Source organism: Nocardiopsis alba DSM 43377 (assembly GCF_000341225.1).
Lineage (GTDB): Bacteria > Actinomycetota > Actinomycetes > Streptosporangiales > Streptosporangiaceae > Nocardiopsis > Nocardiopsis alba.
Genome location: NZ_ANAC01000010.1, coordinates 528,229 through 541,590 on the forward strand (window position 1 = coordinate 528,229; position 13,362 = coordinate 541,590).

Annotated in this window: 9 protein-coding genes; 4 read left to right on the forward strand and 5 right to left on the reverse strand. The window is 71.5% G+C overall.

Going from position 1 to position 13,362, the window contains the following annotated elements; genetic code table 11:
* Positions 1-116 precede the first annotated feature (116 nt).
* The 4 genes from D451_RS0109610 (at position 117) to D451_RS0109625 (ending at position 4,554) form a co-directional block, all read left to right on the forward strand.
* On the forward strand, positions 117-1,355 hold the full coding sequence (locus tag D451_RS0109610) for an amidohydrolase family protein (protein WP_014912777.1): 1,239 nt from the start codon (positions 117-119) through the stop codon (positions 1,353-1,355).
* A 137-nt stretch (positions 1,356-1,492) separates the two neighbouring features.
* Positions 1,493-2,611, forward strand: coding sequence for an alanine dehydrogenase (gene ald, locus D451_RS0109615; protein WP_017534232.1), 1,119 nt, complete (start codon positions 1,493-1,495; stop codon positions 2,609-2,611).
* Between the two features lie 220 nt (positions 2,612-2,831).
* Positions 2,832-3,965, forward strand: coding sequence for an enolase C-terminal domain-like protein (locus tag D451_RS0109620; protein ID WP_017534233.1), 1,134 nt, complete (start codon positions 2,832-2,834; stop codon positions 3,963-3,965).
* A 100-nt stretch (positions 3,966-4,065) separates the two neighbouring features.
* Positions 4,066-4,554: a MaoC family dehydratase gene (locus D451_RS0109625; protein ID WP_017534234.1), complete on the forward strand. Its 489-nt coding sequence runs from the start codon at positions 4,066-4,068 to the stop codon at positions 4,552-4,554.
* Between the two features lie 57 nt (positions 4,555-4,611).
* On the opposite strand, the gene D451_RS0109630 is transcribed toward D451_RS0109625, so the two are convergent.
* The 5 genes from D451_RS0109630 to D451_RS0109650 form a co-directional block, all read right to left on the reverse strand.
* Positions 4,612-6,303, reverse strand: a complete 1,692-nt coding sequence (locus tag D451_RS0109630; protein WP_017534235.1) for a glycosyltransferase — start codon at positions 6,301-6,303, stop codon at positions 4,612-4,614.
* A complete protein-coding gene (locus D451_RS26360) occupies positions 6,300-8,357 on the reverse strand; it encodes a glycosyltransferase (RefSeq protein ID WP_081616064.1) in 2,058 nt (685 codons plus the stop codon). The genes D451_RS0109630 and D451_RS26360 overlap by 4 nt, the downstream gene beginning before the upstream one ends.
* A 169-nt stretch (positions 8,358-8,526) precedes the next feature.
* Positions 8,527-10,188 carry a glycosyltransferase gene (locus D451_RS0109640; RefSeq protein ID WP_017534236.1) on the reverse strand — a complete coding sequence of 554 codons (1,662 nt, stop codon included), beginning with the start codon at positions 10,186-10,188 and terminating at the stop codon, positions 8,527-8,529.
* The gene (locus D451_RS0109645) at positions 10,185-12,239 is read right to left on the reverse strand and encodes a glycosyltransferase (protein WP_036567893.1); all 2,055 of its coding nucleotides are present in this window, start codon (positions 12,237-12,239) and stop codon (positions 10,185-10,187) included. The genes D451_RS0109640 and D451_RS0109645 overlap by 4 nt, the downstream gene beginning before the upstream one ends.
* Positions 12,240-12,285: 46 nt before the next feature.
* Positions 12,286-13,308 (reverse strand): class I SAM-dependent methyltransferase, encoded by a 1,023-nt coding sequence (locus D451_RS0109650; protein WP_017534237.1) that lies wholly within the window; start codon positions 13,306-13,308, stop codon positions 12,286-12,288.
* Positions 13,309-13,362 lie beyond the last annotated feature (54 nt).

The following is a 13,362-nucleotide window of genomic DNA, read 5'->3' on the forward strand; positions in this document are numbered from 1 at the left end:
AACCGCCGCCGTCCCCGTCGTTCCGCCCCTCCGGAAGTGCTCCACGCGATACGCTCGTCCCTCTGCGCGTCCCCTCATCAGTACGAACGCGGACAGGCGCACGTGAAGGGGGAGCGATGCCCGAATTCGACACCGTCATCCGTTCGACGCGCGTGGTGGTCCCCGAAGGGATCAGAGCGGCCGACGTCGTGGTCCGCGAGGGCCGGATCGAGGCGGTGCTCCCGTACCGCTCCCGGTCCGACGAGGGCGCCCCCGCCACGGACGGCGGCCCTCCGCCTCCGGTCGTCGACCTCGTCGATCGCGCCCTGTTGCCCGGTGCCGTCGACCTCGGGACCGGGGTGCACGTTCCGGGGCGCGACCTGGGCGAGTGCTACCGGAGCGCCGCGGCCGAGGCCCTGCGCGGCGGTGTCACCTGCCTGGTGGTCTCGCCCGCCCCGGCTCGACCGGCCATCACCTGCGCGGACTCTCTCCAGGTACACCAGAGCGCGGCGGCGGGCGTGCCTGTGCACGTGGCCTTCCTCGGCGGGGTGACGCCGGGTACGAGCCCGCTGGACCTGGCCGACCTCCAGGCCGGTGGGGCGGTCGCCTTCCAGGCCTCGCTCTCCGACGGTGGCGCGCCGGACATGGCGGCGTTGGGCGACGCCCGACTGCGCAAGGCCATGGCCGAGATCACCACTCTGGACTCCCTGCTGATGGTGCACGCCGAGGACGCGTCCGAGCTCGGCACCCCCGCGGTCTCGGCCGGTCGACGTCCGCCCCGGGCCGAACGTCGGGGGCTGGAACGGGTGATCGCCGCCGCCCGGGTGGTGGGGACCCGGACCCATGTCGGTCCGTTCACCGCGGCCGAGTGCGCGGCCCTGTTGTCGGCGGCCGGGGCCGCCGGGGTGGAATTGGGCGCGCACACCTGTCCGCACTACCTGTGTCTGCCGGAGGATCTGCCCGGACCCGGGTCCCCGGTCCACGCCTGCCGACCGCCGCTGCGTTCGGACGCCAACCGCAAGGCACTGTGGAGCGCCCTCCTGGAGGAGGGGTCGTCGATCCGTACGGTCGGGTCGGGTCACCTGCCCGCGATCGGTCTGCGTACCCTGGAGTGGAGCCTCTCGGCCCTGTGGACGGCCGCGCGCAGGCGCGGGCTGTCCCTGGATGACCTGGCACGATGGACGGCGCGGGGTCCCGCCGATCTCCTGCGGCTGAACCGGGGGAGGATCGCGCCCGGTTTCGAGGCCGATCTGGTCGCCTTCGACGACGGAGCCGTGACACCGGTCCCCTCGACCGATCCCGGCCCCTACGCGGGGATGGATCTGGTGGGCCGTGTCGAGCGCGTGTGGGTCGGCGGTCGGAGCGCTCAGACGTAGCCCCGTGTCACACCCCACACACTCGGCTTACACACTGTCAATATGCAGGCTCAGACCTATGCACATTGATGGTGGTGTTCGGGCACCCACGCAGGTCACAGTGGGAGGTATCGATGGCGATACCAGTGGGAGGAACCGTGCGCATCGGCGTGCCCCGTGAGATCAAGAACCACGAGTACCGAGTGGCCATCACCCCGGCGGGTGTCCACGAGCTGACCCGCCGAGGGCACGAGGTCTTCGTCGAACGCAACGCGGGCCTGGGGTCCTCCATCACCGACGAGGAGTACCGGGGCGCGGGCGCCACCGTCCTGGACGAGGCCGACGACGTGTGGGCCGCCGGAGACCTGATCCTCAAGGTCAAGGAGCCCATCCCCTCCGAGTACCACCGGATGCGCGAGGGCCAGACCCTCTTCACCTACCTGCACCTGGCCGCTTCGTTGGAGTGCACCGAGGCCCTGCTGGACCGCAAGGTCACCGGTATCGCCTACGAGACCGTCCAGCTCCCCGACGGCTCCCTCCCCCTGCTCGCCCCCATGTCCGAGGTGGCCGGACGGCTGGCGCCCCAGGTCGGCGCGGCCACGCTCCAGCGCCCCAACGGTGGACGCGGGGTCCTGATGGGCGGGGTCCCCGGGGTGCGCCCGGCGAACGTCACGGTGGTCGGCGCCGGGGTCTCCGGGTTGAGCGCCACCCGGATCGCCGTGGGGCTGGGCGCCGACGTCACGGTGCTGGACCTGAACGTCGACAAGCTCCGTCACGTGGACAACCTGTACCGGGGCCGGGTCAAGACCGTGGTGTCCAACGCCTTCGAGCTGGAGAGCTCCGTCCTGGATTCGGACATGGTGATCGGCGCCGTGCTCGTGCCCGGGGCCAAGGCCCCCACGTTGATCTCCAACGAGCTGGTCTCCCGAATGCGCCCGGGGGCCGTGCTGGTGGACATCGCGATCGACCAGGGCGGTTGTTTCGAGGACTCGCGCCCCACCACGCACGACGACCCCACCTTCTCGGTGCACGACACGGTGTTCTACTGCGTCGCCAACATGCCCGGGGCGGTGCCCAACACCTCCACGCACGCCCTGACCAAGGACACACTGCGCTACGCGGTGGCCCTGGCCGACAAGGGGTGGCGTCGGGCCCTGCGCGAGGACGACGCCCTCGCCGGCGGTCTGAACACCTACGCGGGCGACGTGGTCTATGCCCCGGTCGCCGACGCCCACGACCTCAAGTACCGGGAGCCGTCCGAGGCCCTGGCCCTCTGACCTCTCCGGGCCCGATCCGCCCGTCCTCCGTCTCCGAGGGTCCGTCCGCCGCCGGCGGGCGGACCCTTCGTCCTGTTCCTCGGCCCGCCCCACCTGGGCACCCGGCAGCATCGGGTATCGCCCACGGGGTGGTCGGGCAGGTCGGGCGGGGGTACCGTCGAAAGCGGGTCCCACTCCACGTCGGACCCGTGCTCGTGGCCGAACAGAGGTGGGGACCGTAGTGACACACGCCGGAGCGGTGACCGTGACCCGGATCGTCGAACTCGAACTGGTACGACTGCGGCCGTCACCGGTGGGGCGAGGCGCGGACGGTTCGGTCCCGGTCCTGGTCAGGGTGTCCGACGGCGTCTTCGACGGCTGGGGCGAGGTCCCCGGGGCCACACCCGGACAGTGGGAGGCGCTCACCCGCGACTTCGGACCCGCGTTGGTGGATCATCCATGGCGGCGGCCGACCGAGGCGGCCGAGGCCTTCGCCGATCTGCCCTGGGATCCCGCCCTGGTGGGGGCGTTGGACACCGCCTGCTGGGATCTGTGGAGTCGTCAGCGCTCCACTCCCCTGGCCCACGCCCTGGGCGGGTCGCGCACGGCCCTGACCGCCGGGGTCACCCTGCCGCGCCAGGTCTCCCTGGAGTCGGCCGTCACCGAGGTGAACCGCCAGGTCGGCGCCGGTTTCCGCCGGATCAGGCTGGAGATCGAGCCGGGGTGGGACGTCGAGGTGGTCCGCGCGGTCCAGGCCACTTTCCCCTTCTTGGTGCTCCAGGTGGACGCGGGCGGACGATATTCCGATTCCGAGTCCGACATGGACGCGCTCCGGTCCCTCGATTCCCTGGGATTGTTGGCCATCGAGGACCCCTTCGACCCCGAGGATCTGGCCGCCTACGGGCGGTTCGCGGCCGAGGCGCGTACGTCGGTGGCCCTGTACCGCCCGCTCTCCTCGTTGGGAGACCTGGTCGAGGCGATCCGGGCCGAGGCCGGTGACGTGGTCCACGTCGACCCGTCCCGCTTGGGCGGGTTGACGGCCGCCCGACGCGCGGTGGACCTGGCGGTGGACGCGGGCCGGAAGGTCTGGTGCGGGTCCTCGGCCCGTACCGGTGTGGGCCGCGCCGCGACGGTGGCCCTGGCCTCGCTGACCGGTGTGAGCCTGCCCGTGGAGATGCCCCGTGCCGGCCTCCGGGGGCGCGACCTGGTGCTCCCGCCCGTGCGGGCGCACGACGGCGTGGTTCCGGTGCCGTTGACCGAGAGCGGGTCCGGGCACGCCCCCGACCCGGGTCTGCTGCCCGGATGGACGGCGCGATCCGTGATCCTGGGTTCTCGTGGCACCGACGCCTCCGACCGGCCCACCCGCGGCGGCTGAGGGATCCCGCGCCTTCACGGCCCGGACCCCGTCGGATAGGGTGGCGCGCACCACAGGGCCCCGCGACCGGGCCCGCCCCCGAGTGGAGCGTGGAGGCGCGATGCGCGTGTTCGCCGACATCGACGAGGTCGTCGCCGCCCAGGGCGAACATCTCGGCCGTACCGACTGGCTCACCATCGACCAGACGCGTATCGACCGATTCGCCGACGCGACGGAGGACCACCAGTGGATCCACCTCGACGCCGAACGCGCGGCCGAGGGCCCCTTCGGCGCCACCATCGCGCACGGATTCCTGTCGCTGTCGCTGCTGCCGTACTTCGCCCGGAACCTGTTCACGCTCGTCGAGAAGCCGGCCATGTCCATCAACTACGGGCTGAACCGGGTGCGTTTCCTTCGTCCCGTGACCGTGGGCTCGCGTGTACGCGACTCCGTGGACCTGAGGGAGGTGACCCGGACCGACAAGGGATATCTGGTCACCACCGGGCACACCGTGGAGATCGAGGGCTCCGACCGTCCCGCGCTGGTCGCGGAGAGTCTGGCGCTCTGGGTCCGAAGGTCCTCCGCGGAGCGTGAGGGCTCTTCCTCCTGAACGCATCGGTCCCCGGGTCGGAGGGGACTCCGACCCGGGGACCGTGGACCTCGTGGTTCAGCGGGCGATGCGGCGCAGGATCCGACGGGTGAGCCCGGGCGTGAACCAACGGAGCTTGCGTTCGGCGCGTTCGGCCCGACGGCGCATCCGGTCGCCCCGCACCGTGGCCTGTTCCAGCCGGGCCCGCAGCCGTTCCACCGACTCCTCCGGTTCCTCCGAGGAGCCCTTGACACCCTCCAACTCGGCCTCTTCCGGGCCCGAGGCGACGACGATGTCGGTGGCGGGGGTCCAGTGGATCCCGTACACCTCCTCCACCAGCCGGTCCAGCTTCTCGCCCTCGGCCTCCGGGGCCAGGTGACGCGCCCTTTCGAAGGCCGCCACACGTTCGAGACGCAGCACGCCCTCCTTCGCCCTGAGCGCGCCGGGCAGCGGAGCGCACAGGAGGCCCGCCCCGGAGGAGTCGCACGCCCGGATCAGCTCGGCCAGGGCATCGGACGAGGTGGGCGGTCCCGCCTCCATGTACAGACGGAAGGGCACGCGCGGGTCGGTCTCCGGGGGCTCCTCGACGAACCGGACCCTCGGGTCGCCCCGGAAGGTCTCGTGGATCAGCCTCAGGTCCAGGGACTCCTCCTGAAGAGGAGAGCGCCGTCCGTCGTGCAGTCGCGACCACGACCCGACCATCCACAGGCGCAGGTCCGGGGTGGAACCGCCGAGCAGGGCCGAGGCCGTGGTGTCGACCTCCTCCAGGGTCCGCTCGGCCACGTCCAGCACGACGTCGACCAGCGGGACCTCCCACTGGCGATCGGGGCGTTTACGGCGCAGGTGGAAGTCGGGCACCCGGTTGGAGACATAGGGGCTCCGGTAGCGGGTGCCCGCGTTCCTCTGTTCCTGCATCTGTGAGCGGCCCAGGTGCCAACTGCTCGTGTCCTCGTCCGGGACGAACACCGCGCCCCGTTGGGCGAGACGGTGACCGAACTCGCTGTCGCCGCCCAGCACCAGCTCGGGAGCCATGCCCCCGGCCGCGTCGAACAGCGAACGGTGCAACGAACCGGTCGCGCCGACGTAGACCTTGAACCCCTCGTGGCCGGCAGAGCGCAGCCGGTCGGTACGGGCGATGAACCTCTCGACCCAGTGCGGGTCGGCGGAGTCGCGGTCGAAGAGACGATCCGCCCGCCCCGCCGCGACCTCCTCGTACACGTATTCCGGTACGAGGGCGGACGGGTCGAAGTCGACGAACAGCTTGTGCCCCATGACGACGGTGTAATCGGCCTGATGGTGCCAGCGCATCTGGGACTCCACATGCTCCCGATACACCAACATGTCGGCGTCCAAACGCAACACCACCTGACCCGACGACACCCCCACACCCGTATTCACCGCATGAGCCGAACCCCAACCACCCTCGGCCGACACCACCAACCGCGTATTCTCCGGCCGCACACGAGGCAACACCAACGGCTCAGGACTCCCATCGTCCACCACGACCACCTCCATGAGATGAGCCGGATAACTCTGAGCCGCCAACGAAGCCAACACCAACGCCAACTTCTCCGAACCACCATGAGCCGGAACCACCACACTCACCGACAACGACGGCTCCCACCCACCCAACGGGGGTACGGGCAGCGCGGTGTAGTCGTTGCGATGGACGATCGGTCGGCGAAGCGGGCCGGACTGTTCCGGGATCGATGCGGTCTGCACTGTGTTCTCCGCGCCCTTGCGGGTGGAGGTGTTGTCGGCGGTGGTCAACGGTGTCCTCCCGTGGTGGTCGTCGACGGCCTGCCCTCACGGGCGGACGGCACGGAGAGCGTCGTCTCGGGCACGGTCTCCGAGCCCAGCGGGCGGGGTTCGCCCTCCAACAGGGCGCTGGGACGCCAACCGGACCACTGCCTGCTGTTACGTCGCAGGAAGTACCCCATGTCGGCCCCCCAGGTGTGCCCCTCCCCCGCCCGGCGCAGCAGGTATCCCAGGCCGTGGGTGCGGTAGATCCGCCCTCCGTGACGGCGGACGGCCAAGAGCAGTTGGCTGTCGATCGCCCGGGGCAGCGGGCGGAACCCTCCGACGTCGATGAGCACCGATCGATCGATGACGATCGTGCTGCCCACCACGTCCGGTGACGGCTTCTCCGTCTGGTAGCTGCGCCACACCGTCAGGTCCAGTTCCTGGAGGTAGACCAGGTCCTGGGTGATCCCGACGACGTCGGCCCCGGAGTAGGTCCGCGCCATGAGCATGTCGGCCAGGTGGTCGGGGCCGTACCAGTCGTCGTCGTCCCACTTGGCGATGACGGTCCCGCTCGCGCGGTCGGCCGCGTCGTTGAGGACGGCGCCGAACACCTGGTCCCCGGGGGCCTCGTGCACGGTGATCGGGATCCCCGACGCGGAGAACTCCCGTACCGCCGACCGCACTTCGGGCAGGTCGGCCGAGAAGCCGTGCAGGGCCAGCACCAGTTCGAAGCGGACATCGCGTTGGCGGACCACCTGGGCGAGGGCGAAGCCGACGAGTTCCGGCCGGCGGGTGCACAGCATGACCGTGACCAGGGGCTCGGGAGGCGTCGGAACGCCCGCGCCGGCGGCCAGGGCGGACCAGCGGGCGGCGCGCCCGTGGGTCCCCAGGGCGGCACGACGCAGTCGAACGCTGTGCTCCTCCCGGGTGAGAGGGTCGGCGAGGCCCCGCTCCTCGACCGAGGTGAGCAGATCGATCAGGGGGCGCCCCAGCGATGACGCCCAGGGCGGGACGGGGCCGGAGACCAACGGCACGCCCGCGGCCGCCAACGAGGCCACGGCCCGCACCATGGAGACCGGTCCCACCTGCCCGGACCAGTTCACGCGGACGCCGCGCAGGTAGCGGACCCGGCCGACGTCCAGATCGGTCACGGTGCCGTGTTCGGGGACGGTGAACAGGACCTTGCGTCCCTCGGACAGGGCCGTACGATCCCCGTGGTCTCCGAGGTCGCCCATGGGACCACCGGCCTTCTTGGTGAAGCCGATGGGGTTGACGAAGCGTTCGTCGATGGGCGGGATCGTGTGCGTGTCGAAGGAACCCGTCCGGTGCGGATCCTCGCCCGCCTCCGTGATCGTGATCCGGGGCCGCGAGGTGGTGGGGACGTCCAGATGGGGGACGACCGGGTCCTCCCAGACCGGCAGGGCCCCCTCGTCGGTGCGCAGGACCACATCGGCCACGGGCGAGACCCGACGCAACGGGACGGGGCCGGTGGCGGTCACCCCGGTGGAGGCGATGTCGCCGGGACGCCACAGGCACCCCTCCCGCCCGTGGACGGCGGCGAGAGGGAGGACACGACGGCCGCGACGTCCTCCCCTGGTGCCGTGGACGACGCAGTCGAGGGCCAGGGCGGTCTCGACGGAGTTGGGGAAGAAGAGTTCGCAGACCCAGCCTCTGCGGCCGAGTCGACGTACCCGCGCTTCGAGGAGGTCGTTCCACTCGTCGATGCCGGGCGGGGTCGGCAGAAGGGGCCCTTGGTGGCCCGGGGTGTCGGCCACCGCCGCGAGCAGGTGCACGGTGGGAGGGAGTGCGGTGGCGACCGTCAGGACACGGCCCAGGTCGGTGAGGCTGGCGGCCACGACCGCGACCAGGCCCACGGCCTCGGGCTCCCCCTCGCCGCCCACCCCGGGTATCTCGATCGGGTCGCCCGGGCGGTGGGCGTCCAGGTCGACGAGCAGGTCGCCGGAGCGCAACCGGAGCGAAGCGAGTTCACGCCTGGCCGTCGTCGGGTCCCCGGTATGACACAGGACCGCGGGTTCGGCACCGCGTGTACGTAGGGCCTGACGGACGACGGAGGTGATCATCGGGCAACCTCGGGCGTGTAGGCGAGACTGTGGTCACCCGTCGAGACGGGCCAAACACAGAGTGCCACAATGATCACGGTTGGTGACTTTTACGAAGGGGTGTGTCGTCCTCGCCCTTTCACGAGGACGGGCCGCGGAGCGGTCGCCCCACGGCCCGTCACCCCGTCGTTCAGCGGGCGATCCGGCGCAGGACCCTGCGCCCCAGGCCCGGGGTGAACCAACGGAGCTTGCGTTCGGCCCTCTGGGCACGGGCACGCATACGGTCGGCCTCGACCAGGGCCTTGTCCAGCCTCTGCTGGAGTACCTCGGGCCGCGCCGTCGGGGTCTCCTCACCCTCGTCGACCGCCAGGAAGCGCTCCCCCGGGATCCAGTGGGTGCCGTGCGTCTCCTCCACGACCCGGTCCAGGTCGGCACCCTCGGCCTCGGGCTCCAGGTGACGGGCTCGGGCGTAGGCGGAGCCGCGCTCCAGACGCAACAGCCCGTCCCCCGCACGGGTGGCGCCGGGCAGCGGGGCGCACAGGAGGCCCGCCCCCTCCTTGTCGATCTCCTTGACCAGGTCGGCCACGGCCGTGGATCCGAGAGCGGGCCCGCCCCCGAGGAACAGACGGAAGGGCACGCGCGGGTCGGTCTCCGGGGGCTCCTCGACGAACCGGACCCTCGGGTCGCCCCGGAAGGTCTCGTGGATCAGTCGGGGGTCGAGGAGCTCGTCGTCCAAGGGCCTGCGGCGCTCGTCGTTCAGCCGTGACCAGGGACCCAGGAGCCACAGGCGCAGGTCCGGGGTGGAACCGTCCAGCAGTGCGGAGACCGTGGTGTCGACCTCCTCGAGGGTCCGTTCCGCGGTGTCGACGACGACGTCGACCAGCGGGACCTCCCACTGGCGGTCGGGGCGCTTGCGGCGCAGGTGGAAATCGGGCACCCGGTTGGAGACATAGGGGCTCCGGTAGCGGGTGCCGGCGTCGCGTCGGGTCTGCATCTGTGAGCGGCCCAGGTGCCAACTGCTCGTGTCCAGGTCCGGGACGAACACCGCGCCCTGCTGCGCCACACGGTAGGCGAACTCGGTGTCGCCGCCCAGCACCAGCTCGGGAGCCATGCCCCCGGCCGCGTCGAACAGCGAACGGTGCAACGAACCGGTCGCGCCGATGAACACCTTGTAGGAGAGTCGACCGGCGGTCCTCAGCCGATCGTGCTGACCGATCAGACGTTCCACCCAGTGCGGGTCGGCAGAATCACGGTCGAAGAGACGATCCGCCCGCCCCGCCGCGACCTCGTCGCGCACGTACTCGGGGGTCATCGCCGCGGGATCGAAGTCGACGAACAGCTTGTGCCCGAGGGCCACTCCATAGTCGATGAGGTGATGCCAGCGCATCTGGGACTCCACATGCTCCCGATACACCAACATGTCGGCGTCCAAACGCAACACCACCTGACCCGACGACACCCCCACACCCGTATTCACCGCATGAGCCGAACCCCAACCACCCTCGGCCGACACCACCAACCGCGTATTCTCCGGCCGCACACGAGGCAACACCAACGGCTCAGGACTCCCATCGTCCACCACGACCACCTCCATGAGATGAGCCGGATAACTCTGAGCCGCCAACGAAGCCAACACCAACGCCAACTTCTCCGAACCACCATGAGCCGGAACCACCACACTCACCGACAACGACGGCTCCCACCCACCCAACGGGGGCGGAGAGAGCACCGCGTGGTCGTTGCGGCGCACCCTCGGCTGCGCGCTCATGTCCACCGCGCCCCGGGGCAGGGGCGACCCCGGTGAGGTCGTCCCGGCCACGGCGGGGGCGGTGTGCTCTTCGGTACTGGTCATGCTGATCCCCCCGGGTACGTCGCGGTCACGACCGGCTCTCCACCGTCGACGGGGCGCCCCAACGGGACGGGTTCGCCCTCCAGGAGGGAGCTGGGTCGCCAGCCGGACCACTGTCGTGCGTAGTTGTGCAGGAAGTAGGCCATGTCCTCGGACCAGGTGTGTCCGCCGCCCGTGCGACGCAACACGTACCCCAGCCCGTGGGTGCGGTGGACGCGCCCCCCGCCCCGGGACACGGCGATGAGCAGTTGGGTGTCGATGGCGCGCGGCAGCGGACGGAAACCTCCGGTCTCCTCCAGCACCACGCGGTCGGTGAGGATCGTGCCCCCGGCGATGAAGCGGGTGGCGGTCTCGGACTCGCGGCTGCGCCAGACCATCAGATCCACCTCTTGGAGGTAGACGAAGTCCTGACCGGTGCCGACCAGCTCGGCCCCCGAGTAGGTCCGGGCCAGCACCAGGTCGGCCAGGTGCTCGGGGCCGTACCAGTCGTCGTCGTCCCATTTGGCGATGAGGTCGCCGGAGGCGCGGGCGACGGAATCGTTGAGCACCGAACCGAAGATCCGCTCCGCGGAGGCCTCGTGGACGACGATCGGCAGGCCGGTCTCCCGGTAGGCGTCGATCGCGGACGCCACCTCGGGCAGATCCGCCGGGAAGCCGTGCAAGGTGAGGACGGTCTCCAACGCGACCCCGCGCTGGCGGGCGATCTGGGCCAGCGCGAAACCGACCATGTCGGGCCGCCTGGTGCACAGGATGACCGACACCCGGGGCTCGGGCGGGAGCGGGATCCCGGTCTCCGCGGCCAGACCCCGCCAACGCGAACGCAGGCCGTGCGTGCGCAGGGCCGCGCGACGCAGACGGACGCTGTGCTCCTCTCGGGCCAATCGGTCGGTGAGGTCGGCCTCGGTCGCGCCCTCGATGGCGTCGATCAGCGTCGTCCCCAACCCGGCGGCCCAGCCGGGGACCGGTTCGGCCACCAGCGGAACCCCTCCGGCCGCCAGGGAGGCCACGGCGCGCACAGCCGCGGTCGGGCCGGTGTGACCGGTCCAGTCGATCCGGACCCCGCGCAGGTGGCGGATGCCGGCGAGGTCCACGTCGGTGACGGTGCCGTCGGCGGCCACCTCGATCAGGTCCTTCTTCCCGTCGCGGACGACCGCCCGGTCGCCGTTCAGGGTGAGGTGGCCCAAGGGGCCCTTCTCCGCCTTGCCGAACCCGGTGGGATTGACCGTGGTCTCATCGATGGGGGCGATCAGGGATACGGGGTCGGCGACGGCCGAGACGGTGAGCCCCGCGGCTCGCTCTCGCCCGTGTTCTCCGGCCAGCCCCTCCCAGGAGTCGGTCCCGGTGGTGACCCGGTCCAGGACCGGGACCTTCTCATCGGCCCAGTCCACGGCCGCGGCTCCATCGCCCACCCGCAGCGCCAGGTCGGCGACGGGGGTGACCCGACGCAGCGGGACCGGTCCGCCCTGCTCGACCCCGTGGGCGCCGGTGTCCCCGGGGCGCCAGAGCGAGGCCTCGGCCCCGTTGAGCGCGGCCAAGGGGGCCACGGAGGGGCCTCGACGGCGGCCACGGGTGCCGTGCAGGACCGCGTCCAGGACCGGGGCCGACTCGACGGGGTTGGGGAAGAAGAACTCGCAGACCCAGCCGCGCCGGCCCACCCGGCGTACCCGCAGCTCCTGGAGGTCGCGCCACTGGCCCATGCCCGGCCCCGCCGGGACCGGCGGGTCCTGGTGCCCGGGGGTGTCCAGGAGGGCGACGACGACCTGGACGGCCTTGGGCAGGTGGACGGCGGCGGTCAGGGCGCGGTGGAGGTCGGTGGGGGTGGCGGCGACCAGTGCCACCAGGCCGGCGACGGGCTCCCGTTCATCGTCCGTCGCCCCCTCCACTCCGATAGGGATCGGCTCGCCCAGGGGGTGGGCTCCCAGGTCCACGGTCCGGTCCCCGGCGTTCCGGGGGAGGCCGGACAGTTCCCGAAGGGTGCCGGCTCCGCTGTGGCAGAGCACGGCCGGTTCGTCTCCACGGGCACGCAGGGCGTGCCGGAGGACGGTGGTGATCATCGAGTGGCCCTCTCGGTTCGGCTGGGGGACGCCTCGGTCGGTTCGGTCAGCGGACGTTTCGGGTGAAGACGTGCGCGCCCTTCTCGGTGGGCTCCTCGGTCCTGACCAGATCGGGGTGGGCCGCGAGCCAGCGCTCACCGAGAGAGCGCTCGTCGGGGCGGGCGGCGTCGTCGAGGACGAAGACGGCGTGATCCTCGCAGGCGGGCAGCAGGACGGGGACCGCCGGGTGACGGGCCTCGACCCCGGTGGCCTGCGGCGGACCGTCCACGAAGACCAGACCGATGCCCTTGAGGTCGACCAGCGCCTCGGTGTCGTACCAGGGCACATCGGCGGAGACCCCGTCCGCGTATTCGGCGGGCACCGGGGCGAGGGGGGCGTGCCGGATCTCGACCACGTCCTCCAGGGAGTGGGCGGCGACGAGGTCGCGGCTCAGCTCCGCGTAGCGGGCGTCGTGCTCGATGGCGACGAGCCTGCCGGTCCCCGCCTTGCGCAGGGCGTAGCCGATCCACACGCTGGAGGCCCCGCTTCCGCACTCCACCACCAGCGCGGGGCGGTCCCGTTCGATGATCCGGACCAGGAGTCGCAGGACGTCCGGGGACGCGGCCCAGCCGCGCAGCGGCGGCATGAAGGGGGCCACGTCCAGGTGACCGCGCAGTTCGGACCAGGCGACCTGCTGTTCGTAGTCGTCGCGGCCCTGGCGGGTTCCGGCGCGGACGACGGTCTGGACCGCCTTGGGCAGGGCGTTGCCTCGCAGGTCGGCCACCTCGCCTCGGACCTCGTCGAGGGCGCGGGCCAGCTCCAGTCGGTCCCGGCCCAGGAGCTCGGTGACCGTGCGGGTCTGGGTCCGTACGGAGGTGGACAGTTCCCGCACCGAACGGCGTGTCAGCCACAGGGCCGCGCCGAGCGCGCACACCAGGGCTCCCAGGAGCAGGACGGCGGTACCGACGACCACCTCGCCCCACGTGATCAGACCGAATCCGCCGAGAACGATGGGGGTCGCGAACACGGCCAGGCCGGCCAGAGCGACCAGGGGCAGAAGGCGGCGGATCCTGCGCCTGAGGGAATTCATGGGGGTTACCTCCGCGGAAGGGGAGCGGCGACCTGCGCACGGCGATCTCGTGCC

What these genes read in the sequence shown, in the direction of transcription:
- D451_RS0109610 (WP_014912777.1), top strand. Translation starts at nt 117, where the DNA reads ATGCCCGAATTCGACACCGTCATCCGTTCGACGCGCGTGGTGGTCCCC.
- D451_RS26360 (WP_081616064.1), bottom strand. Translation starts at nt 8,357, where the DNA reads ATGATCACCTCCGTCGTCCGTCAGGCCCTACGTACACGCGGTGCCGAA.
- D451_RS0109640 (WP_017534236.1), bottom strand. Translation starts at nt 10,188, where the DNA reads ATGACCAGTACCGAAGAGCACACCGCCCCCGCCGTGGCCGGGACGACC.
- D451_RS0109645 (WP_036567893.1), bottom strand. Translation starts at nt 12,239, where the DNA reads ATGATCACCACCGTCCTCCGGCACGCCCTGCGTGCCCGTGGAGACGAA.
- D451_RS0109625 (WP_017534234.1), top strand. Translation starts at nt 4,066, where the DNA reads ATGCGCGTGTTCGCCGACATCGACGAGGTCGTCGCCGCCCAGGGCGAA.
- D451_RS0109650 (WP_017534237.1), bottom strand. Translation starts at nt 13,308, where the DNA reads ATGAATTCCCTCAGGCGCAGGATCCGCCGCCTTCTGCCCCTGGTCGCT.